Source organism: Filomicrobium insigne (assembly GCF_900104305.1).
GTDB classification, from domain to species: Bacteria; Pseudomonadota; Alphaproteobacteria; order Rhizobiales; family Hyphomicrobiaceae; genus Filomicrobium; species Filomicrobium insigne.
Genome location: NZ_FNJC01000001.1, coordinates 346,725 through 369,648 on the forward strand (window position 1 = coordinate 346,725; position 22,924 = coordinate 369,648).

Annotated in this window: 23 protein-coding genes; 8 read left to right on the forward strand and 15 right to left on the reverse strand. The window is 56.7% G+C overall.

Features of this window, described 5'->3' with window-relative positions; genetic code table 11:
- Positions 1 to 14 precede the first annotated feature (14 nt).
- The 10 genes from BLS30_RS01625 to BLS30_RS01670 all read right to left on the reverse strand — a co-directional run bounded on the left by BLS30_RS01625 (position 15) and on the right by BLS30_RS01670 (position 9,277).
- The gene (locus BLS30_RS01625; protein WP_046478033.1) at positions 15 to 992 is read right to left on the reverse strand and encodes a type II secretion system F family protein; all 978 of its coding nucleotides are present in this window, start codon (positions 990 to 992) and stop codon (positions 15 to 17) included.
- A gap of 45 nt (positions 993 to 1,037) precedes the next feature.
- Positions 1,038 to 2,033: a type II secretion system F family protein gene (locus BLS30_RS01630; RefSeq protein WP_090226144.1), complete on the reverse strand. Its 996-nt coding sequence runs from the start codon at positions 2,031 to 2,033 to the stop codon at positions 1,038 to 1,040.
- Entirely contained in the window at positions 2,026 to 3,519 is a 1,494-nt protein-coding gene (locus tag BLS30_RS01635) for a TadA family conjugal transfer-associated ATPase (RefSeq protein WP_046478031.1), read from the reverse strand. Before BLS30_RS01635 ends, BLS30_RS01630 begins: the two co-directional genes overlap by 8 nt.
- A 40-nt stretch (positions 3,520 to 3,559) precedes the next feature.
- Positions 3,560 to 4,867, reverse strand: a complete 1,308-nt coding sequence (locus tag BLS30_RS01640) for a CpaE/TadZ family protein (protein WP_052743803.1) — start codon at positions 4,865 to 4,867, stop codon at positions 3,560 to 3,562.
- 12 nt (positions 4,868 to 4,879) lie between these two features.
- Complete coding sequence (locus tag BLS30_RS01645; protein WP_046478030.1) at positions 4,880 to 5,602, reverse strand: CpaD family pilus assembly protein; 723 nt, start codon at positions 5,600 to 5,602, stop codon at positions 4,880 to 4,882.
- Positions 5,603 to 5,624: 22 nt separating this feature from the next.
- Positions 5,625 to 7,259, reverse strand: coding sequence for a type II and III secretion system protein family protein (locus BLS30_RS01650; protein ID WP_090226146.1), 1,635 nt, complete (start codon positions 7,257 to 7,259; stop codon positions 5,625 to 5,627).
- 40 nt (positions 7,260 to 7,299) lie between these two features.
- Positions 7,300 to 8,103: a Flp pilus assembly protein CpaB gene (cpaB, locus tag BLS30_RS01655; protein ID WP_046478028.1), complete on the reverse strand. Its 804-nt coding sequence runs from the start codon at positions 8,101 to 8,103 to the stop codon at positions 7,300 to 7,302.
- A gap of 155 nt (positions 8,104 to 8,258) precedes the next feature.
- Positions 8,259 to 8,768, reverse strand: a complete 510-nt coding sequence (locus tag BLS30_RS01660) for an A24 family peptidase (protein ID WP_244512340.1) — start codon at positions 8,766 to 8,768, stop codon at positions 8,259 to 8,261.
- A gap of 58 nt (positions 8,769 to 8,826) precedes the next feature.
- Positions 8,827 to 8,997, reverse strand: a complete 171-nt coding sequence (locus BLS30_RS18480) for a Flp family type IVb pilin (protein WP_090226152.1) — start codon at positions 8,995 to 8,997, stop codon at positions 8,827 to 8,829.
- Between the two features lie 106 nt (positions 8,998 to 9,103).
- Positions 9,104 to 9,277 (reverse strand): Flp family type IVb pilin, encoded by a 174-nt coding sequence (locus BLS30_RS01670; RefSeq protein ID WP_090226154.1) that lies wholly within the window; start codon positions 9,275 to 9,277, stop codon positions 9,104 to 9,106.
- A gap of 563 nt (positions 9,278 to 9,840) precedes the next feature.
- Between BLS30_RS01670 and BLS30_RS01675 the strand changes: the two genes are divergently transcribed.
- The 3 genes from BLS30_RS01675 to BLS30_RS01685 all read left to right on the forward strand — a co-directional run bounded on the left by BLS30_RS01675 (position 9,841) and on the right by BLS30_RS01685 (position 11,770).
- A complete protein-coding gene (locus tag BLS30_RS01675) occupies positions 9,841 to 10,347 on the forward strand; it encodes a pilus assembly protein N-terminal domain-containing protein (protein ID WP_046478026.1) in 507 nt (168 codons plus the stop codon).
- Between the two features lie 191 nt (positions 10,348 to 10,538).
- Complete coding sequence (locus tag BLS30_RS01680; RefSeq protein ID WP_052743802.1) at positions 10,539 to 11,114, forward strand: TadE/TadG family type IV pilus assembly protein; 576 nt, start codon at positions 10,539 to 10,541, stop codon at positions 11,112 to 11,114.
- Complete coding sequence (locus tag BLS30_RS01685; protein ID WP_090226156.1) at positions 11,111 to 11,770, forward strand: TadE/TadG family type IV pilus assembly protein; 660 nt, start codon at positions 11,111 to 11,113, stop codon at positions 11,768 to 11,770. Before BLS30_RS01680 ends, BLS30_RS01685 begins: the two co-directional genes overlap by 4 nt.
- Positions 11,771 to 11,787: 17 nt before the next feature.
- On the opposite strand, the gene BLS30_RS01690 is transcribed toward BLS30_RS01685, so the two are convergent.
- The gene (locus tag BLS30_RS01690; protein WP_076605302.1) at positions 11,788 to 12,648 is read right to left on the reverse strand and encodes a metal-dependent hydrolase; all 861 of its coding nucleotides are present in this window, start codon (positions 12,646 to 12,648) and stop codon (positions 11,788 to 11,790) included.
- A gap of 232 nt (positions 12,649 to 12,880) precedes the next feature.
- Between BLS30_RS01690 and BLS30_RS01695 the strand changes: the two genes are divergently transcribed.
- Positions 12,881 to 13,231, forward strand: a complete 351-nt coding sequence (locus BLS30_RS01695; RefSeq protein WP_046478024.1) for a hypothetical protein — start codon at positions 12,881 to 12,883, stop codon at positions 13,229 to 13,231.
- A gap of 20 nt (positions 13,232 to 13,251) precedes the next feature.
- Here the strand turns inward: BLS30_RS01695 and BLS30_RS01700 are convergent, their stop codons facing one another.
- The 4 genes from BLS30_RS01700 to rimO all read right to left on the reverse strand — a co-directional run bounded on the left by BLS30_RS01700 (position 13,252) and on the right by rimO (position 20,090).
- Positions 13,252 to 14,196 carry a dynamin family protein gene (locus BLS30_RS01700; RefSeq protein WP_090226159.1) on the reverse strand — a complete coding sequence of 315 codons (945 nt, stop codon included), beginning with the start codon at positions 14,194 to 14,196 and terminating at the stop codon, positions 13,252 to 13,254.
- 6 nt (positions 14,197 to 14,202) lie between these two features.
- The gene (locus tag BLS30_RS01705) at positions 14,203 to 16,473 is read right to left on the reverse strand and encodes a dynamin family protein (RefSeq protein ID WP_052743801.1); all 2,271 of its coding nucleotides are present in this window, start codon (positions 16,471 to 16,473) and stop codon (positions 14,203 to 14,205) included.
- A gap of 460 nt (positions 16,474 to 16,933) precedes the next feature.
- Positions 16,934 to 18,442 (reverse strand): SEL1-like repeat protein, encoded by a 1,509-nt coding sequence (locus BLS30_RS01710; RefSeq protein ID WP_090226162.1) that lies wholly within the window; start codon positions 18,440 to 18,442, stop codon positions 16,934 to 16,936.
- 319 nt (positions 18,443 to 18,761) lie between these two features.
- Complete coding sequence (gene rimO, locus BLS30_RS01715; protein ID WP_046480167.1) at positions 18,762 to 20,090, reverse strand: 30S ribosomal protein S12 methylthiotransferase RimO; 1,329 nt, start codon at positions 20,088 to 20,090, stop codon at positions 18,762 to 18,764.
- A gap of 339 nt (positions 20,091 to 20,429) precedes the next feature.
- Here rimO and BLS30_RS01720 point away from each other — a divergent pair, with 339 nt between their 5' ends.
- The 4 genes from BLS30_RS01720 to BLS30_RS01735 all read left to right on the forward strand — a co-directional run bounded on the left by BLS30_RS01720 (position 20,430) and on the right by BLS30_RS01735 (position 22,920).
- Positions 20,430 to 21,038, forward strand: coding sequence for a YceI family protein (locus BLS30_RS01720; protein ID WP_090226166.1), 609 nt, complete (start codon positions 20,430 to 20,432; stop codon positions 21,036 to 21,038).
- 25 nt (positions 21,039 to 21,063) lie between these two features.
- Positions 21,064 to 21,672 carry a cytochrome b gene (locus tag BLS30_RS01725; RefSeq protein WP_170832417.1) on the forward strand — a complete coding sequence of 203 codons (609 nt, stop codon included), beginning with the start codon at positions 21,064 to 21,066 and terminating at the stop codon, positions 21,670 to 21,672.
- Positions 21,669 to 22,262: a YceI family protein gene (locus BLS30_RS01730; RefSeq protein WP_046478020.1), complete on the forward strand. Its 594-nt coding sequence runs from the start codon at positions 21,669 to 21,671 to the stop codon at positions 22,260 to 22,262. The genes BLS30_RS01725 and BLS30_RS01730 overlap by 4 nt, the downstream gene beginning before the upstream one ends.
- A 145-nt stretch (positions 22,263 to 22,407) precedes the next feature.
- Complete coding sequence (locus BLS30_RS01735; protein WP_090226171.1) at positions 22,408 to 22,920, forward strand: DUF992 domain-containing protein; 513 nt, start codon at positions 22,408 to 22,410, stop codon at positions 22,918 to 22,920.
- Positions 22,921 to 22,924 lie beyond the last annotated feature (4 nt).

The window sequence follows — 22,924 nt, forward strand, 5'->3', positions numbered from 1 at the left end:
AGCGAAGGCCGAACCTACTTCATTTCCATCAGCGTGATGCCCGCAGGGCCGAGAATGACGAGGAACAGAACCGGCAGGAAGAATACGATCATCGGCACCGTGAGTTTAGGTGGCAGAGACGCGGCCTTCTTCTCAGCGTCGGACATTCGCATATCGCGGTTTTCCTTCGCCATCACACGAAGCGCCTGCCCAACCGGTGTACCATAACGTTCAGCTTGGATGAGTGCGGTGCAAACGGCCTTCACACCGGGCAGCCCCGTGCGCTTACCGAGATTTTCGAAGGCCTGCCGACGTTCACCGAGATAGGACAATTCCGCGGTCGTGAGCGACAATTCCTCCGCCAACTCGAGCGACGTGGCTGAAACCTCGTTAGAAACCTTCCCGAAGGCGGCTTCAATCGACATACCGGATTGAACGCAGATCAAAAGCATGTCTAGAGCATCGGGAAAGGCAAGCTTGATCGCCTGCTGACGCTTCTGAATCATGTTCTGAACGAAGAGGTTGGGCACGTAATAGCCGATGAATCCGATGGTCAGAGCAATGAAGAACTTGACCATTGGCGGATATGACAGCTTCATCACAATGAAGATGTAAAACAGCGCGACCAGGAACAAAATGATCGGCATCGCGACGCGGAAGAACATGTAGGTCACCAGTGGTGCCTGTCCTCGTAGGCCCGCCATCTTCAATCTGGCGCGTAGCTCTTCGCTATCGAAATGCTTGCGTAAGTTGAGCTGGTCAACAATCTGTTGCATGTAAGTTTTCGGGGCCTGCCGACGCATTGCGCCGCCCTGGCGGTCCTTGCCCAGGTCGGCAATGCGCTGCGCGCGCATTTTATCCCGTTCAACTGCCATCACCTTCATGCGCTGCGACGTGCGATCGCGTGACAAGATCGGCAATGTGAGTGTCAGGACCGTTGCAAAGGCTGAGATGGCCGCAAGCGCAGTCACGATAAACTGCGGGCGCGCTACGACATCAATGAAATCCATCATGGCGAAATCAAAGTCCTTTGTCGTTCGTAGTCCGCAGGGAAAACTCTAGTATTTGAAGTTGATCATCTTGCGCATGACGAGCACGCCGCACGACATCCAGAGCAGGCCGATGATGATGAAGAAATTGCCTATCCTGGTGGTGAAAAGCGGTTGAATGTATTCGGGCGATGCGAGGTAGGTCATGATCATGACACCGGGCGGCAGACACGCAAGAACCGCAGCCGATGTCGTTGCCTCTGCCGATAGCGCCTTGACCTTCATTTTCATGCGGATGCGATCTCGCAGAACGCCCGACAGATTCCCTAGCGCTTCGGACAAGTTTCCGCCCGCCTGTTGCTGAATGCCGATAACGATCGTCAAGAAGCGAACTTCAGGGAGAGGCATGCGCTCCGCCAAACGCTCCAGGGCGTCAATTAGCGTGACACCGATACGTTGCTGCTCGACGACTTCACGAAACTCACCTGCGATTGGTTCGGGGCTCTCGCGCGCGATGATCTGAAGGCACTCGTTGAGTGGCAGACCGGACTTCATACCGCGTACAACCACATCAAGGGAGTTGGCCAATTCCGTAAGGAACTTCTGCTGACGCCGGCTTGTCATTTTGGAGACAAACCAGCGCGGGATGCCGAACAATCCGACAAACCCTGCAACTAAGGCAACGATCTGCATCAATAGGGTCATGCGGAATGACAAGATCACCGCAAGCGCACAAACCAAGCCAACGACGGCGCTTGTGATCCAATACGTCTGCGGGGTTATGTCGAGACCGGCCCGCTGCAAGCGCAGGCGGAGAGAGATCTTCTCTTTTTTCTTCTGGCGTTCGTCTAACTCCTTGAGCGTTTCGGCCACCTGTTTACGCCGGTTGGCCGCCTGCTCAGCTGCGTTGCGCACCCCAATCCTGTTGACATGGCCTTCCGCAACGGTCGCGAAACGTTTTTCCGTCTTACGGTCGCCGGCAAACATCGGATAGAGAAAGACGAACATCAACGCGGCGACGGCCACGCCACCGATCAGAGGAATTGCGAGATCCGGACTAGGCATGAGCGTCTCCCATAGGAGCCCCATGCTCATCCTTGACCTCGGAATTGGCTAGAGCTTCTGCGAGGCGATGGTGCTCTCCATAGTATTCCGCGCGCTCCCAGAAGCGCGGGCGGGAAATACCCGTCGATCTGTGACGACCTGTGATTTTGCCGTTGGCGTCTTCACCCAGCACATCGTAGACGATGAGGTTTTGTAGTGTGACAACCTCGCCTTCCATGCCGAGTACCTCGGTAATATGGGTCACCTTGCGCGAACCATCGCGTTGGCGTGAGGCTTGGATGATGATATCGATCGAACCGGTGATCATCTCACGGATCGTATGAATCGGCAGCGCAAAGCCACCCATCATGATCATGGACTCCAGTCGGGAAATCGCCTCGCGCGGCGAGTTGGAGTGGAGGGTTCCCATAGAACCGTCGTGGCCGGTGTTCATCGCCTGCAGCAAATCGAACGCTTCGGGGCCGCGCACCTCGCCGACGATGATGCGCTCGGGGCGCATGCGCAGGCAGTTTTTCACGAGATCGCGCATGGTGATTTCACCCTCGCCCTCAAGGTTGGGCGGGCGCGTTTCGAGACGTACCGTGTGTGGCTGCTGGAGCTGAAGCTCTGCTGAATCTTCGCACGTAATGATGCGTTCGTCGTGATCGATGGAACCGGTTAGACAATTCAGCAACGTCGTTTTACCGGAGCCCGTGCCGCCTGAAATGAGGATGTTGCAGCGAACCCGGCCGATGATTTCCAAAATGGTTTTCGCGTCAGGAGAGATCGAACCGTATTGAACAAGCTGCTCAAGCCGCAAACGATCCTTCTTGAATTTACGAATGGTGAGTGCCGGGCCATCGATCGCCAGCGGTGGCACAATAACGTTGACGCGTGAGCCATCCGGCAGACGCGCGTCGCAGATCGGACTCGACTCATCGACGCGACGTCCGACCTGGCTGACGATGCGTTGACAGATGTTCATCAACTGCAAATTGTCCGCGAAGCGAACGTTGGTCATCTTCACCTTGCCGGCGACTTCGATATACGTCGTCGACGCGCCATTGACCATGATGTCGGCGATATCATCGCGCGCCAGGAGCGGTTCCAATGGGCCGTAACCCAGCACGTCGTTGCAGATGTCTTCGAGCAATTCCTCCTGCTCGGCGATCGACATCACGACGTTTTTGATCTGGATGATCTCGGCAACGATATCGCGGATTTCTTCTCGTGCTGCGGCTCCATCAAGCTTGGCGAGCTGGGTCAAGTCGATGGTATCGATCAGCGCGTTGAAGACCGTGGTCTTGACATCGTAGTACTCGTCGGAATGCCGGCGCTGCTTCGTTTCCATATCGACGGCTGGTGCGGCGGGCTTTGGCGCAGGTGCCACCTTTGCAGTTTGGGAAGGCGCCGCCTGGCGCGCTGGTGCATGCGGCACGGGCGACGCCGGTTGCGGCGCGATCTTGCGCTGCGTACTTGGCGTATCATGGTTCCGCTTGCCGAACATAACCGGTCGTTCTCCTTGGGATTCACGTGGCACTCAGGTCTCAGCGACCGAGCTTGAGCTTTTCCAACAGTGGGGCGAAAGGCGATTTGCGCTCGTGACGCACTTCCTGCCGGTGGGCGAGCCGCATGGCCAAATCGCGAAAGTTCTGCACGGACTTTGCCTTTGCGTTCATTTCCTCGATCATCTGACCGTTGTTCGCTGCTTGACCGAAAGTCTCGGTATCGAACTCGATTTCAGCCGTCGCGACGAGCTCCAAGGCCTGTTCGAAGTCACGCGTAGAAATCTCAGGACGCTTTGGCATCTTCGTCATATTGAGGACAAGCTGCGGCGGGCTGTCGTGACGGCGTTCGGCACGGAGCAGTTCAACGATGTTTTTAGCGTTGCGTAGATTGGCAAGGTCGGGCGAAGCGGTGATGACGACCTCGTCGGCCTGCAACAACAGACGTTTGCTCCAATCTGTCCAAGTGTGCGGTATGTCGATGGCGACGTAAGGAACGTTTTGGCGAACAACGTCGACGACCTGATCGCAGGCCTCCGCGTTCAGATTAAAATCGCGATCAAGAACCGCTGGTGCTGAGAAAATCGAAAGATGCTCGGAGCATTTCGTCAGCAGGCGATCGAGCAAAACCTCATCGAGACGTTCCGGCGTCACCAACGCATCGGCCACACCTTGCATAGGGTCCTGGTTGAAATCCAGGCCGGTGGTGCCGAACGGCAAATCCATGTCTGTGATGATGACGCTCGACTGCAGCGCTTCAGACAATGCCCACGCTGTGTTATGGCAAACGGTCGAAGATCCGACGCCGCCTTTGGCCCCAATGAACGCGTAGACGTGGCCGACGGGATCGGAGTCAGGATCATTGTAGAGATTAGAGATGCTCTCCATCACCTGTAGCGCCCCTATGGGGGCTAGCAGGTACTCGCTGACCCCGCGTTTGAGGAGTTCGCGGTACAGTATGACGTCGTTAAGCTGACCAACGATGATGACTTTTGTTCCGGCGTCACAACTATCGGCAAGATGATCGAGTTCGGCCAATAGCTGGGCGCCCTCCGCGCCCGACTCTATGATGATCAGGTTCGGGGTCGGGTTTTCCTCGAAGTGCGCAATGGCGGCGGGAATACCACCCATGTTGATCGATACGTGCGCCTTCGACAGGCGACGATCTTCTGCTGCGGTCTGGAGCGTCTCGGCAACCAACGCGCTCTCGCAGAATGCCTGGATCGAAATGCGTGGAATGGGACGCGCGCGATCCGCGAGCAGATCACGAGCGCGGTCCGCTGCATCCAACACTTCGTCGATATCCAGAGAAACGTGCGGTTGTTGCAGAGAATGGGCCTGGTTCGACATAAACGTTACGCCTCAGTTGTCACCCGTGGTGGAGATTTTTTCGTCTTCCGACTTCTTCGCGGCTGTCGTGTCGCCCTTGACGTATTTGGCCCACGTTGTATCGCGGCGTTCGGAAGAACGCGGTGTCATATTCCGCGGCCCCAGAAGGTCGGCTGGGTTAGCGACCTGGACAGCGAAATTGCGTTGGGTGGCGCAGCCAAAGTTTGGATACGGCAGGTTGGCGGGTTCGCGAGCCAGGTTCGTCGTCCAATCTCCGCATTCCGGTGCGTGTGCGACATACTGAAGATATGACAAGCGGATCGGCGGATCGCCCCTGCCCTCAACGTGGATCGCCTCGACCGAAATATCGCTGTCGGGGATCCCTTCCCGCGTAAGAATGTAGCGAATTTCCTGAACCGCATTCATAACGGCCACCTCGTTGGGTGCTCCACTCGGAGCATTTATGACGAGGCGGCTGTTACCGGCATCCGTAGCGCGAAAATGCGCATAGAAGTTCAGGACGCGCGCCCGCTGTGTTGGCGACAGGCCAGACGAGCCGCGTGGAACGCGGATGCTCATGCTCGTTGGTTCCTGCGACACCATAATTGGATGACGTTGTGCGGAATCGATCATTGCCCACCCGGCGATACGCGTGCCGGGATCGCTCGGCCGGCACCCGGCGAGCGCCAGCGTCGCCATCGCTGCGACCAACGCCACGCCGGCACCGCGGGGCATCGTGTATTTGAAAGACGTCATTGTCGTTCTCCTCGCGTGCCCACTATTCAACGATGAACCCGTAATCGCCCTTCAGTCCGCCATACGGGATCTCGGGGCCGCGGCCGTAGATACGGTTTACATGTCCAAGGAAGTTGGCCCGACGATCCGTTGCGTCGCCTAGGCCGTCCAGCGGACGCGCCAAGTCCTTCCGTGCGGTCGGACGCACCATGTAGGGCGTAACGATGACGACGAGCTCGGTTTCTTCCTTGATGAAATCGCGGCTGCGGAACAGCGTGCCGAGGACCGGCACATCCTTGAGACCGGGAAAGCCATCAATATTCTGACGGGTACTCTCCGATAACAGGCCGGCCAGTGCCAACGACCCACCCGACGGCAACTCCACCGTCGAATTCGCTTGGCGCTTCTGCAAGGCTGGGATTTGAAGCCCAGAGATTACCACAGCCCCTTGGTTGCTCAGCTCCGAAACTTCGGTTTCAATCTTGAGGCTGATGCGGCCTTCCGACAGAACCGTTGGAGTAAAGGAGACACCAACACCAAATTCCTTGAAGACGACGCTGGTCTGGCCCTGGCTATCAACGACCGGGATCGGAAATTCGCCGCCCGCCAGAAACTTCGCTGGCTCGCCGGAGATCGCGGTCAGGTTCGGCTCCGCCAATGTGCGGACCAGCCCGTTGCGTTCGAGAGCCCGCAAAGCGTGTGTGATGCGGTTACCACCAGCCGACCAGCCACCTGATACGCCATTGTTGGTGTAAGCACCGTTGATGGGACCGTTGGTAGCGTAATTACACAGCGCACCGACACCGCACGCCACATCCGGCTTACTCGGGTCCCCTTCAGTTGAGAACCCGGGAATTGGCAACCCACCAAGACCCGCAGCCACCGTCAACGGCAGCATATTTTCAGTGAGAATGTTGGTCGAAAAATTTCCGGAGTTGATCGCAGCACCGATGTTGATACCGAACTGCTTCAGCATCGAGCGCTGCACTTCCGCCACAACGACGCGCAGCATCACTTGTTCTTCGCCCTCGACCTGGAGAAGGTTGATTACACCACTCTTTTCGTCGTTCTTCTGCACAAACGTCTGCGTCGTGCCCTCTACCTTCGACATCGTCGTCGTGTCGAACTGAGCCGTTACGAACTGCCTGGCGATATCGGCGGCACGTGATGCATCGGTGGGAGCCCGGACGTGCCCCGTGAGAATTACCGTCTGATTGATCATTTCCACTTTGATCGCCGAACCTGGGATCAAGCGGTTGAGCATGTCTTCAAGGCCAGCGGTTTCGCGCTCGACGAAGAGTTCCAGCGTGGCGAATTGCTCGCCGTTTGCATCAAAGAAAAATGCGTTGGACTCACCAATACGCCGTGCCAGCAAGAAGACGCGGTTGCTTGAAAGGACAACGGCGTCGACGGCCTGGGGGTTGGACACGAGTACGTCGCGAACGTCCCGGGGAAATTCAACGAGCACCGACTTGCCGAGACCAAGCCGAATATTGCGTCTTACAGGCCCCACGTCGGTATCAGAAATACTAATGACGGAGCTGTGCGCAAAACCTCCGTTCGCGTAGTCACCATTCGCTTGCACATCACCGATGGCTCCAACGACGAAGCAGGCGGCAACAAGTGCCACCAACACCGTCAGAGCTGAGCTCAAATTTTCTTTCAGCGTTACTTGCATATTCTCTCAAGGCCTTTTCACGAGCTCCCCGGTGGGGTGACTAGTTGACGCCATACGCACGTGACTTCACTCCGTAACGCAGCACTTGAACTGAGTTGGAACGGTCGCGATTGAGGGCATTGCCCGTCAAATTTTGACCTTCCGAATTGAGATCCGCGATTGATCGCAAGGAGAGCGTGATTTCGCCCATCGAGTTGGCGAGAGCCAAAAGCTCGGCTTGCCTGGGCGTTAGCTCCAGAGTCGCAGTCGTATTGTTGCTTGCTTCCGCCGTCTTCTTGCCGGGGACCTGCTCAAGCTGCTGGCCGATTGCCAGGACGCGGACATTGCGGAAGAGGGTGTCACTGACGTGCTCATCCGTGTTGGTACGCCCACGAACGCGCCGGATGAGGATCACGTCGACATGATCGTTAGGCAGAATCAGTCCGCCCACCGCCGTCTTCTGCTGAATGCTGGTGGAGACCGCGCGCATGCCCGCTGGCAGGATCGCTGCCAACACACCGCCCTCGCCGACTTTGATCAATTTCTTCGCGGTGATCGGCTCACCGGCAATGATCGGCATGCGGGCGACGGATCCGGAGAATTCGCTCTTCGCCTGTTTGTTGCTAATTGTGATGAGGCCTTCACGAACTCCGTCGGCGGGCCAGGCTTGCCACTCGAAGCTCTGCTCGTTCACGATGTCGCCGAGACGTATATCATTGCGCGCGACGAGCACCTGGGTGGTGTTGATCGCGACTTCCTTGGTCCTGGTCTCCGGCTCACGATTGACGATTCCGCGCATCATCATAAAGGCGGTAAGGCCGGCAACACCCGCAATCGCAATACCAATAATCTGAGCCTTCTTCATTGCGCAGTGGATCCTCTCGGCCGACGAGCTTGAGCTCGATTCAAGGCCGACTTTGCGCCACAAACGTCAATGGAGGATTAAGCGTCGCTCTATTTCGAAGCGATCGGCATCAGCTCACCGGCCAGGGCTATGTGTCTGTAAACGCCGGGTTAACGTCAGGCGAGGATCAATGCATAGAGCTTGGTCGAGGGGAACGCGATAAGCGTCGCCGCAGAGATGGCTATGCCGTAAGGAATGCCGCAATCGCGCTGGTGCAAGCGTGTTGCCCATACAGGAACAAGCGGAGGGAAAAGCATTTCCGGGATGCGGCGATAGAGAAGTATTGCAACGGCAAGTACGCCACCAAGGATTGTAATGTAAGCGAAGTATGGCACTATTTGACCGATGCCCAACCACAGCGCCCCGGCTGCCATCAGCTTTGCGTCGCCCCCGCCAAAGGTGCCCGTGGCGAACAGTATGATGCCCAGAACGAGAACGGCGAAGCCAGCCGCCAGATGCATCAATGTCTCTTCCAGACTCAAGCCCGCAATCGGAGCGATAACCAGAAAGAGGGCAAACAGGACCAATGAAATACGGTTTGGGATGGTCATCGTGAACAGGTCGCTCAACGCTGCCAGAATCATGGCCGCGGGGAAAGCGAGCAACATCAGGTACGCGATGGACACCTCAATCTACTCCGTGAAAATCTATGCTCAACACGTCGCCATCGACGTTGGAAACCGGTTAGCCAGGAAATGCGGCAATGACTGTTCCGTACATGTCTGCAAGGAGTTGACGAAGCGGCGACATAGCACTGGCGACTCCGACTGCAATAATCCCGGCAATCAAACCATATTCGAGGGCCGTAGCGCCTTCGGTCGATCTGCAGAACTGCTTTAGGCACTTCAATATCATGCTGTGTCCTATTCATCGATCTGTAGATCACCGAGCCACCCGCCGCGGGGCGGATGGCTCCCATTCAACCGACGGCAGCCTCGTTATAGGAGGCTCCCGCAGATTATCAGCCTGCGCCCTGCAACGCTGTCGAAATCCGTCCGAAAATTCCGGTCAGTTCTGTCTGCAGAAGGTTCAGCGCCGCGATGATGCCGACGCTAACGAGGGCTGCGATCAGACCATATTCAATGGCCGTGGCGCCGGACTCGTCGTTCGCGAAGCGCGAAACAAAATTCTTCATGACTACTCTCCCAACTGTACAGATGCTCATTTCTCTATTTTGTGCCCGAACGAGGCGATGCCTGTTGCGTTCGAACTTCTGGGACATTAACCGGCGCGCCCTTAATCCCAAGTTAAAATCACAGCATATCAAATACATGAACGCCTGTTAAATAATAACACATCAAGTATTCAGATTAACCAACGCTGTAATTTCATTAAAACCAACCTCGGCATCAAATCATATTCATGGCCATTACATAAAAATTCTAGTTTTTTCCGCAATTTCATCCATAATTTTTCGTTAAGCGAGGAAATAAGTAAGATCATCCACGATGGTGTTTCATGAAGCTTCAAATTAAATACATATTTCGCTCAATGGCAGCGATGTTTGCCTGATGCAATTCCAGACCGCCGCGTGGTCATGCCATCGGAAAGATCGGTCTATTCCGATCGCTCGACGATGAGCTCGATGTTCCCTCACGTCGTCATCTACGAGATGCGGTCCAACCTGAGACGCCCATTTGCTAATCCTTCACTTTTTGCGGCTCTAATCCGCGCTAGCACCGCGGAGGTTTAAAGATCATGTCACTGCCAGCATCGCCGGTTGAGAGAACGCTTCTTTTTATGGGGGCGGTGGTCGCGTTTTGCCTGGCGGCACTGATCAGCGTTCCGCATGCGGGGGCCGGTAGCGATTTGATCGTTCGCTATGATCAATCGCAACTCCTGCGGTTGCCTAGGCCTGTGAGTGAGGTGATCATTGGAAATCCGTCGATCGCAGACGTGGCCGTCCAGGGGCCGGATCTGCTTGTCGTGACCGGCAAGACCTTCGGTGTGACCAACGTCATCGCGCTGGATCAGCAACGCAACGTCATTCAAGATCAGCGCATCATCGTCCAGCGCGATGAAGCCCGAGTCGTCAATTTACATAAGGGCAGCCAACGGCAATCGTTTACGTGCTCACCCAACTGCACACCGACGATCACCATCGGCGACGACAGCGACTACTTCGAAACGATTTCAAAACATGCGAAGGATAAGATGAAATTCTCCGAGCAAAGTCTCGGGGCGAGCGCCGACAGCTTGCAGTAAGAACGCGGAGCATTGCGTTTCTTGGGGACGCTGAGCTTGAGCTTTACGCCAGAGCTGGCTTGAGCCACCGGCCGTGCTCTTACTTTTTTAACCAAGCGTCGTCACTGCTCGATTTTTCAAGATTTATTTCATTCTTCGCATCCACATTCAGCACCTTGAGGGGAACCTTCTAACCGAGCGAGCCCAATGTGATGCGTGGCGACAATCGTCTGCATAGGCTGTTTCGACGCCCTGCGGCGGGGCTCCAGCGATGGGGCACTGACGTCCGGGGCGCAACTGCCATTGAATTCGCGATTATTGCGGTACCGTTCTTCTTGTTCATTTTTGGCATCATCGGTACGAGCCTACACTTCTTCACCGTAAGCACGCTCGAGCAAGCCGTTGAAAGCGCCTCTCGAAAGATTCGCACCGGACAAGCTCAGACAGACGGCGTCACCCTTGCCGAATTCAAAGAGATGATTACTGATCAAGGCACGGGCCTGATAAAGTCGGGACATCTCAATCTTCACATCCAGAAATCATCCGATTGGACGGACCTTGTTCCTGTTGCGTGTCTCGACGGGCGTGGACGTCTGACGCCGCCAACCGGCAGCCCTAGTGACAGTGTCCAGGACTACGCGAGTGGGGCCGGTGAAGTCATTCTCGTTACGGCTTGCTACGAGTGGGATCTAGCGCAGCCCCTCGCGTTCTTGGGATTCGGCAACATGGCGAATGGGTCGTCGTTGATCCGTACCGCGACGACGTTCAGAACGGAGCCCTACCAATGATGCCTGGCTTTGAACGGTTTGTTTCACTGCTTGGAGGCCGCAGCGCTGCCGGGGCACCTATACGCGCTATCACGGCGCTATTCCGTAAGGCCGGCTTAAGCACCAGCGGCGCCGCGGCGGTCGAATTCGCTGTCATCGCGCCACTCTTGCTCGTGTTGCTCATGGTTGTGGTGGAAGGCAGTCGCGCAATTGAACTCGACCGGCGTTTCAACCTCGTTACGTCGATGGCGGGTGACCTCGTATCGCGCGAACAGGACATGGGCTCAGACCCGGCCGCAACTGTGAAAGGAATCATGAACGTCATCGATCATGTGATGGGCGTCGGACAAGGCGATACGTTGGAAGTTGAGATTATCCCGGTCATGGGCTTTGGCACCGACGGGACCGATACACGCACTTATGCTCCGGCCTATAAACGTGAAAAAGACGGGTCCATCACAGTCTCGAAGCCTAAGTGCACACCCTACGAACTACCGCCAGGCATCGTTACTGAGGACAGCACCGCCATCGTCGTCAAGTCATCCTACCGATATATTCCGATGGCCGTTACCAAAACGGCTTTTCCGCCCATGACGTGGGAGCAAACGGCGACACACAGCCCGCGGCACGGTTGCGTCGATTTCCAAGGAAATAACTGCGCGGTAAGCTGCCAATAAGTGGCTGCGGCCGGATCTCACTCCGTTTCCGCGTTCGGCGCCTGACGGGATGGCGTGTCCGCTCCCGCGGGCATCACAGAGCCTGTAACGAGCGAATCTTTCGTAGATGGCAGTGCGTCAGAAGTACCTTCGTATCCGGCGCTTGTCAGCAGCAATGGCCCTTTGATCAGGCCGAACCATTTGTCGTGCGGCAGCATGCGTTCATGCAGTCCTGACCACATATCACGCGACGTAATGTGCTCAACGAAAGCCGACGTGGAAGGGGTTAGAAAGGCAATCATTAGCGTTGCAACAGCCAATGCAGTCGACTGCGCTGGATATCGCTTATCGACGATTTTCAATGCCGTACCGAACGAGTTCTTCAATCGATTCCCCATGAAATCGACCGAAAACATCTCATCCAGAACGAGGTGAACAATATACCCGGCCAGCATAAAGCCCGCGCCAAGCCAAGCCACTCCTTCGTGAAACCCTAACATGTAACGATAGAGAATAGCGGTCACGAAGCCCCAAAACACACCCGCCAGTATCGAGTGCCAAACGCCTCTGTGGATTGCAAAGTAGTGGAAGACGTTATGCACCCCATAGCGCACGAAAATCAGTGCGCCGAGCCAGAGTATCCAGAGTTCTGCAATTGAGTAGCGCGTCGCGCCAATAAACAACACACAGAAAGAAGCGAAAATCGCGATCCCCGAAAACAATATCCGGCTCGCTCGTGAATCTTTCAGGTCAATGTCGGGAAGCACGGACCCTGCGACCCCGGCAAGGGTGACGGCGATCAGGCTCGAATGGTCGATGACATTTGCGGCGAGCGTCAGGGTGGCAAGCGCACCCGATGCCACGGTGCCGACGGCGATATGGGTGGCATAGTTCGCCATGGGTCTCATCCTCGCGTAAAAATGCCAGCTTCTGCAATCCGTGCCGAGCGACGTCGCTCGCGCCAAACGCGCTTTGCGCCACTTCTCACTTTCGAGCAGATTCGCTTCGTTTTGGGGAGAGTGCGGACTGTTCTGTGCGTGATGGGGGCTGGATAACTCAATATGGCTGGCCCAATCGCCAAGGTAGCCTTAGATTCGCGTTGGAATAAGCTATCTGCGGAAGATAAGCCTCATGATGCTTCGCCTTGTCTCGCCTCTTGCCATCGTAGCCCTGGTAGGCATCCTGTCAGATGCGGCGCACGCCGATGCCCCTTATGTCGGCAAATGGGCCGCGGCAGACCTTTCCTGTAAGGACGAATCTATAGAACTTGAAGATCGTGCTCTGCACGGGCTGGAGAACATGTGCCGGTTCGTCAAAATCGATAGGAATGATGCGCGCCGCTACTCGGTTGACGCTACCTGCCAGGGCGAGGGACACCGAGAAGAACACCGTCGCTTTGTGATCGATGTGATAGATGCCAATGCGATCGTCATGACTTACGCAAACGGTCGGCCGATCCTGTACAGACGTTGTCCACGGTAGAACGCGCGCTACGCTTTAATCTATGCGACGCGGCGGTGAAGAGCCGTGTAATTGGCCAGTCGGCTCAAGAGAGCGTGTGCGAGTTCACATTCGCGATTGGCTTGCTGATTTGCTGAGTTCGCATCGATTTCCGGAAGCGTCTTCAGTGACATACGGGCGACGCGCCGTAGAAGTTGCTCTCCAACTCTCGCCCGGCGGTTCGAGAACCGAGAGATCAAGAAATCGAGACGTGCCTGCAGGGCCGCGATCTGTGGTGAAGCGTGCCCCGCGACTTGGAGAGGTGGGAGGACGTCTTCGGCAGCACTGACGAGCACGACCGTTGAAAACAGGTCGGCGGTCGCTTCGTTCAGGCGCTCAAGAACACGATCACATTCTTCGGCGGATAATGCGTCCGCATGCGTTGCGACGAGAACGCTAGAGCGACGGAAACGCGCCGGAAATTCCATGACCTTTCGACGTTCGGTTTCGGTCCAAGCGCGTGTCGCATTGGTGCACCAGATGAGAATGTCTGACTCATCAGCAAGGGCCGTCAGATCGCCCTTTGAAGGTGTGTCAATCAGGTCGAAGGATTTGAGCCTTGGTTCGGGCAATCCGACTTCGATCGCCTTCACATTGAAGTCTTCTAGATCGAGGACCGGATCGAGTGGATCGATCACGCGCCGATCGTCTGCTGTCAGCATGGCTACGCTAACAGAGGTTGCGTAATGCAAGCGCACGGGAATGGCCGTATTAGCTATGACGGCGGCAGGCAGTACGGAAGAGGCTATCAACCGGTTGGCAACAGACGTCTTGCCCGAATTGACCTCTCCCATAACGACCACACACGGAACACGGCGCAACGCGTCGGCCAACCGTTCCAATGCCAGGCGCGTGAAGCTCAGGTCCGCTACATCACATACCGGCAACGACAATTGGCGGCGGGCTGCCTCAATCGATTGAATCGTGAGTTCAAGCCTTGCGGTCATGATTACTTACTCGCCGGTTCGGGAAGACGTGGCTGAGGCCGACCGCGCCAAGGAGGTCGCGATCTGCTCGAGTTGCCTATTCAGGGTTTCACATTGTGCCAAGCGGCTGCGTAGTCGTGCGATCTCGGAAGATTGGTGCGTCACGGTCTCTGTGTCGGCCGTGCCATCCACTGTCTTGGAGAGACTCTCGTGTGTGCGGCTTAGCTCCTGACGGCGCCGATGCAAAGCTTCGATGATGCTGTTGCAGACGCCGAAGGACCATCGCGTCATCATCGAGCTGAATGCCAGCAACTCGGTTTCGGCGCCGCTGACGAGTTCTTCGACAACGGCTTCGAATTCCGAACGGATGAGAGCTTCAACCTCAGCACCACGCTCTTCGGGCGTCGGGCGTTTTGAGAAAAAGGCGGCCCACCAGGAAACTTCGAGATCAACGGCGACGAACGTTGACAGTGAGGTCAACGTTGGCGTCGGCATCGTCAACTGGCTCCAGTCCGGCTCGCGGGGGGCACGCTCCCGTGGCGCAATCATGGACATGAGTTGACGCAGTTCTGGGGTTACGCGTGACTGCAAGTCAGAAATTCGCCGAGCGGACTTCTGAAACCCTTCGGTGAAAATTTCCGCCAAGCTCCGACGCAGCTCGATCGATTCACATTGCCACTCGCGCGGAGCACGCCCCCGGTAAAGCGTATCGATGAGTACATCGCGCTCTTCTGCGGCGTGCACGTCGACTTCGGCGAACAGACGGGAGCGCAGGTCACCGATCTCCTCAGCGACGATCTCGCCCATCTGATCTTCAATCGAACGCCCGGAGCGTTCGATGATTTCAGCGATTTCCTCAAGCTGATGCTGCTCCGCATCGATCTGGCGCATCTGCGTACCAGCACGCTCTGCCGTCGTAATCGCTGCGGAGTGCAGCCGCTCAAGATGCGTCAGCTCGCTAAGCGCGGAATTTTCGCTAGCACGTGCCAGCTCCACATAACACTGAGCTACTTGGCGCAGAACATGTGCGCAGTGGCTCGCGCCCATCATGTCGTTGATGGCGGAATAAATTGCCGGCATTCCTGAACAGACGAACTGCGCGTTCAGCAGATCGGTGCGCTGTGTTCCGTCCGCCGGAGCAGGCTTGAGCAGCTCCTCTCGCCGGATGAGACCGCGTTCGAGGAAATAGGAGAGCGACCGATGTTCAAAAGCGCGTTCGGTCGTCGGCGTGTCAGCCCGAAGCGCCGCTGTCGCCCAAAGCGCGCTGCCCGAAATGATAGGAATGTCGGAATCGGGGAATTCGCGTTCAATCCGCTTCCTCACAAACGCTGTGACATCAGCCAGATCAGCTGAAATCTCGGACAGATCATCGATGCGATTGATGAAGATGAGAATGCGCTCTTTATGCAGTCCGCGCAAAATCCGCAGCAACGCAACATCGGCTTCCGATAGCGGCTGTCGGGCCGTAAGCACGACGATGTAAAGGTCAGCGGCCTCTAGGCTGCGGCGCGTTATTTCATCGCGCAGCAGGAAGGGGTCGTTGGTGCCTGGCGTGTCGACCAACATCGCAGGAAATTCGAACGGACCGCCGTCGCAATGGATATCGGCAGAACACGTGATGTCAGAATATTTGCCGGGGAACAGGCCGCTATCATTGTCGACAGGCCCACGCGGCATATCGCCGGAACAAACATAGCCACGCATCAGACCAGCGTCGAACTCGGAGAAGCTGTGCGACTGACCGAGGAGGTTCGTGAATTCGTTACCAAGACGCTGGGCGGCGCGCTGTTTGAGCGCTACCACATGCTGACGCAGCAGATCAGGTTCGAATCCCGGAACAAGCCGTTCGGTCAATTCACGGAGAAGACCGCCGCCGTCCGCTATACGCTGCCACTCCTCTTCGGTGAAGAAGTTGAACTTGGCTGCGGGGTCACCATCCTGACGCCGGCGGAAATGCAAATTCGTAACCGCAGTCGTCCAAGGATTGACGTCTGTCGGCAGAAGCGCAGGTATCTGCGCGAATGCGTTCACAAAGGTGCTCTTGCCAGACTTGATCTGTCCGACCACTGCGATGCGGCAAACCTGCTTCTCGAGCAGCTTGGATGCTTCACTGACAAGCGTTTGACCCGCCGGTTCCACGATCGACTGCAAACGCTCTCCTGCTTCGAGAAGCTCGCGTCTCAGGCTTTCAAGGCGTTTACCGATGCCACCGTGGCGTCGCGGGTCATACATTGGAGCGTCGCTTTTCGCGTCGCCAGGAGCGGTCGCCAACTCAATCACGTGCGCGCTGTCCCCCATCGTCGATATTCCCCGCAATACTAGGTTGCCTCCCCCACTCGACGACGGCGAAGGATAGCTTTAATTGCGGCAGAAATGCATCTTGTCAAAGCGAATCATTAATCCGCGTTGCGCCGATTCGACTGCCATCAACACGAGCGGCGAACCTATGTCGGCAATCCAAATTCGCTAATAAAATTAACCGGTCCGGTTAACGGCAGAGAGAGTCCGCTCTTTTTGCATCACGGGCTCGGACCAACCGGTCGAACCCCACAGTGAGCAACGCTGGCTGCCCATCAATCTATTCTTTTTCGCTAAAGCTCTTATGCCGCAATGTCATCACGCGGAGTATTAATCGATTGCATGCGCGAGACGTTGGAAAGTGCGTCGACGGCTTGCTCGCTGGATGGGGTTTGGGAGCGGCGTAGAAGACGCACTCCTACCCCGCTCAATGGAGCTCTCACGCGCGCTTCCTCAAGCGTCAAGGCGTGGTACTGATCGCATTTAGGTGTTCTTGAGCCGTGTTCACTCCCAATTCCACGGCGCGTTCATACCAGCGCTTTGCTTCGGCGGCGTTGGGATTGGGAGCATCAGAAGAAAAGTGTCCGGCGTATTTTGGATCGTAGCTTGCACCCAGCAGCATCGCCGCAGATCCCGAACCATGACCTGCCGCTCGTTCCAACAATAGCCGCGCGCCTTGCAGACTTCCGTTGTCCAAGAAAACTTCAGCCTTGTCGATCAGATCTTGTGCGTCAGTCGCAGCGAAACTTCCATCGCCATCATCAGATCCTTCGAGGCCCACTGCGCGGCGTGCCTCTCCCGGTAATTCTACGGTCAAAATGCTACGCGTTAGGGTGTCGCCAAGCGGACCGCGCAGTTCGACATTTAGCTTCATCCGTCTTGCAAAACCGGGGGGCACAGTCAGCTTCAGGCCCGAAAGATAGCGTGCGGGAATCTGCCAAGTATCAAACAACAGCTCGATGCCATGTGAGAATTTGGTTCCGCGCTTCAATCCTGAAACGACAAGATAATAGCCCGTCAATTGGCTGGGATCCGCACCGACGGTGACCGGAAAATCGAGGGGCACACCCGGTTCAGCCTTCACGCTTGCCGGCGTTTCGAGTTTCAAGCTTTCAGGAGAGATCGGTGCCGATGGGGCAGTTGGCTGAGAGGCTCTTAGCGCGGGCGCCGACTGCAACGGCTGTGGTTCCTGCAAATTGGCAACCGGCGGTGTCTGTTCAGTTGCTTCCGGGCTGGGTGCCTGCACCTCAGGTTCGCTCTCTGTCTTGGTTTCGGGAGCAGAAGCAGCACTTTCAGGAATTGCTTCGTTTGCTGGGGCCGGGGCGGATGGCGTCAGGACGTATTCCGGAGACTTGGACGGCTCGCCCTCCGGCGCGATGCGGGCATCGCCGCTGAACCGGGCAACGTTTTGGCTCGTCGTTCCGTCATCCTGTGGAAGCTTGGATGGCGTCGTTGTGGCCTCTGGCGGCGTCGTTTGCTCAAGGGCCGCTGATGGCGCGGACGTGGGGCCCGCGCTGTCTCCACCATCCGTGTTGGATGCCGCCATATCTGTAGACTTACTGTCGAATGGCAAGCGGTCGAGGCCACCCATAAGCCACATCGTGACAGCTACGGTGGCCAAGGTTGAGACAATCGCGGCTGTGATCGCGGCTGCAACGACAGGGGCTCCAACCCTCTGACGATCCGCTGGTGCAGGTTCGCTTGGTGTTGGAACAGGTCTGGGGAATTCCGGAGCGACTGCAATTGAAGAGGCCGTCGCTCTTTGGACTATCTGGGCGGGATCTGAGACGGCCTCTCCATCCGAAAGCCCTGCTCGCCGTCTGCCAGCAGGCAATGACGAAAGATCGCGCACGCGCGAGGACGCATTTGTTCGTGTCTGCGCCCGCTCAGCCTTTTCCGCCTCGATCCGTTCAAGACGACGCAGCATGCGCTTGAGATCATCTGTACTGGACTTATCCGGCTTGTTCATACGTGCCGCCCCTCACCGTATCGGCCACGTGCGGCACAGGCCAACGCCATCCCGCGCGATCTACACTGCTAAGCATACACTCAAGGGTTGGCAAGCTCGTTCCCCCGATAATACGCTGCCCGGCAAACCGGCCGCGTGGCCTCTTCCAACCATGGCAAGATCTCGTCAATCCGTAGCGTTCGACGCAAATCGGACTGCGCTTAGCCCAGTATTGGGCGTGTCTCGCGCATTATTGTGGCTGAGGTTAAAAAAATACTCTCGACGCGTAGCGAAGAGGTCAAAAGCACTCTTGGCTCTTTACCGGATAGCGGGGCCGCAGTCAGGGGGTACGTTCCGCCCACAAATCGTACTCGTCGGCATGAGCAACACGCGCGGTTACGATATCGCCGGCAGCTACATCCGTATCACCGTTGAGAAAAACACTTCCGTCGATTTCTGGCGCATCCCACTTCGATCGGCCCAGCGCGCCTTCCTCGTCCACTTCATCGATCAGGACTTCGATCTCTTTGCCGACCTTCTTTGCCAAAAGTTTTCGGGATACTTCCTGCTGGACCGCCATAAAGCGGTGCCAACGTTCTTCCTTGACTTCATCCGGCACAGCACCAGGCAGATCATTGGCGATGGCTCCGGCGACAGGCTCATACCGGAAGCATCCTGCACGCGCGAGGCGTGCTTCACGGACCCAATCGAGCAGGAGCGAAAAATCTTCTTCCGTTTCACCGGGGAAGCCGACAATGAACGTCGAGCGTAGTGCTAGATCTGGGCACATATCTCGCCAGCGCGCGATACGCTCGAGCGTTTTCTCTTGATGTGCAGGACGGCGCATGGCCTTGAGCACCGATGGGGAGGCATGCTGGAAAGGGATGTCGAGATACGGAAGAATCAAGCCGTCCGCCATCATCGGGATTACCTCGTCGACATGCGGATAGGGATAGACGTAGTGCAGCCGGACCCAGGCTCCCAATTTTCCCAGTTCAGCGCAAAGATCATAAAAACGCGCCTTGACAGGCCTGCCTCTCAAATTGCTTTCAGCATACTTGATGTCCAGACCATAGGCTGAGGTGTCCTGGCTGATTACCAGGATCTCCTTAACCCCAGCGGCAACGAGACGCTCGGCTTCGGTCAGCACATGTGATGCGGGTCTACTCTTTAGATCGCCTCGAATGCCGGGAATGATGCAGAACGTACAGCGGTTGTTGCAGCCCTCGGAAATCTTCAAATAAGCATAGTGGCGCGGCGTCAGGCGCAATCCCTCAGGCGGCACAAGATCCAGGTAGGGATCATGCAGTGGCGGCACCGCCTCGTGCACAGCAGAAACGACAGCTTCGTATTGGTGAGGGCCGGTGATTGCGAGGACATCGGGGTACTCTGAGCGAATGCGATCCGCATCGTTCCCAAGGCAGCCTGTTACGATGACGCGGCCATTTTCATTTAAGGCTTCACCGATGGCCTCGAGGCTTTCAGCCTTAGCTGAGTCAAGGAACCCGCAGGTGTTGACCACCACTGCATCGGCCCCTTCATAATTTGGCGCGATGGCATATCCCTCAGACCGCAGTTTCGTGATGATACGCTCTGAGTCGACGAGAGCCTTCGGGCAGCCCAACGACACAAAACCAACCTTCGGTGGGTTTGCGAGCTTTTCAGGCATCGCGACAGTTTTAGCGGCAGGCGCCTCGTTCGTTGTCATAAAAATGTACCTTGGATCAACTTGTCTGGCGCGGCAGGCTGGTGCTTGCCTCACCGCTCATGTTCTTGCGGAATCCTGAGCTCGCGGCTGGACATGGCTGTAACGCAAATGCCCCGCCGATACAGCGTGACACCTCGGCACTCGGCCGAGGGGCTCGCCCGAGCCCGCGGTTGACGTTTTGCCGCTCCTTTTCCGCCTCAACAATGCGTGATTGTGGCCGATCTGGACGTTGCCCGCCGCAATTCTAAATCATGTTCACTACGTCCGATTTGTCGAACTAATCCCCCTTCTGGAGGTCAGATGATCAAGTCCGCGCTCACCGCAGCAGCTCTCTCGCTTGCCTTCGTGGCTCTTATTGCGCCGGCGCACGCTCAAGTTCCAGCAGCAACGTACAAGCTCGACCCCACCCACGCCAGTGTCACGTGGAAGGTCAAACATATGGGGCTTTCAAACTATACGGCGCGGTTTACGAAAATTGACGCCACCCTTGAGTACAACCCCGACGACAAATCGAAGTCGAAAATCAGCGTGAGCATCGACCCAAAATCGATCAAGACCGACTATCCTTTCCCAGACAAGAAGGATTTCGACACCGAATTGTCGATGAGCGCGGATTGGTTCAACGCCGGCGAGTACGATTCAATCACTTTCAACTCCACCGGCGTCGAGATGACCAGCGATACAACTGCAAAGGTGACCGGCGATCTCACAATGCTCGGCATAACGAAGCCCGTCGTTCTGGATGTCTTGCTCAACGCCGCCATCGAACATCCCATGACGAAAAAGCCCGCGATCGGCTTTTCCGCGACTGGCATGGTCAAGCGTTCCGATTTCGGCATGCTCAAGTACATCCCTCTGGTCGGGGACGAGGTTCAGTTGCTGATCGAAACCGAGTTCCAGACTGAATAAAGCGAGGAACGCGATGGGTGCCGGTATGCGCGATCCCGGGCGGCAGCGATATAGTGCAGCGGCCATAGCCTTACATTGGGCGATTGCCACTGCGATTTTGCTCCTATTGATCAGCGGTCTGTGGATGACGGACGCTATCGAGGTGCCGGATACTCGGGCCGACGCTTTTGCTGTTTATCAATGGCACAAGTCGCTCGGCCTGACTGTTCTGGTGCTTAGTTTCGCTCGTCTCGCATGGCGTTTGATAAATCCGCCCCCGGGACTTCCCGCTGAAATGGGACGGCTTGAACGGCTCGCAGCGCATACGACCCATGTCGTGTTTTACGTTCTTATGATCGGCATGCCGCTGCTCGGATGGGCCATGGTGTCGGCGAGTGTCTTTGGCCTCCCAACCATCGTGTTTGGCTTATTCGAATGGCCGCATATGCCGATGTTTGCCGAGCTTGAAAACAAGGCGCCGGTGGAAACAGCTCTCAAAAGAGCGCACAGCATCGGTGGCTATCTTATGATAGCGCTTCTCGTCCTGCACGTGTTGGCGGCTTTGAAACACCACTTTGTGGACCGCGATCACGTGCTGACGCGAATGCTGCCCTTTTTGCCGGCGCGCCGCGTTCCAAACGAGGAAACTCAATGAACATTTTCAAACGCACAGCACGCGCGCTTGCGGCGTGCGTCGTTGCTGTCGCCGCAGCGCAATTTCCGGCAGCGCCCTCTTTCGCTGCACAAAACTGGGACGTCATCGACGATCAAAGCACCATCGGTTTTGCAGGCACGCACGCCGGGCGTCCGTTTACCGGAACGTTCCAATCATGGGAGGCTGATATCTCCTTTGACCCTTCAGACCTCGCATCCTCGCGGGCCGAGGTCACCGTGGATCTGGCTTCTGCTATCACTGGAGACGCCACTTACGACAAAACCTTGCCGACGACGGACTGGTTTAATGTCTCCCAGATAGCGCAGGCGAAATTCGTGACCACCGATATTTCGCAAGCGGCGGATGGACGCTCGTTCAACGCAGAAGGCTTGCTCTCCATCCGGGGCGTCGACGTCCCGGTCACCTTGACTTTCAACTTTATCGATCAAGGACAGGACGCCCGCCTTGAGGGCACTGCGTCACTGAAACGGCTCGATTTCGGGATCGGCAAGGGATCGGACGCCGATGGGGCCTGGGTGTCGCTCGATATCCCGGTTACGGTCAGCGTTATGCTGAAGCGCGCCGACTAATCTCTCGCTCTGTCTTTTCGCACCGGCACAAGGATTAGAGCTGCTGCCGTCAACCAGCCTTAGTTAGGCCGCAAATGACGAAGAGCACCACAGTGGGTTTGCGCCAACCGGCGCGACCGCTCGATAGCCCAACCGGGAGGACAGCATGCCTGCCACGTCGACGATTTACCGTATCGCCCATGACCTGAGGAACCTGACGGCATGTGGGGTGGCAGCGCTCATTTGCAGTGCCATCGCAATCCCTGTTTCGGCGCAGCCCGCAAAGGTCGAGGTAGGAGTGCTGAATTGTCATGTCTCCGGCGGATCTGGTTTCATCTTCGGATCGACGAAACGTCTCGACTGCAGATTCCAACGTCCCGGCGCCGACGAACGTTACATCGGCAAGATCTCAAAATACGGGATTGATATCGGATCGACCACGCAGAGCACTATTGCCTGGGCCGTACTCGCCCCAACCAGCAAGGTCAATCGGGGCGCACTGTCAGGAAATTATGGTGGCGTCTCGGGAGTAGCGACCGTGGGTGTCGGCGTCGGTGCCAATGCGCTCATCGGTGGTTCGTCTCAGTCGATCGTGCTGCAACCGCTCAGCGTGCAAGCCCAACAAGGGCTCAACATCGCAGCGGGTATAGCCGCACTTGAATTGAGGCCAGCGCAGTAACTGC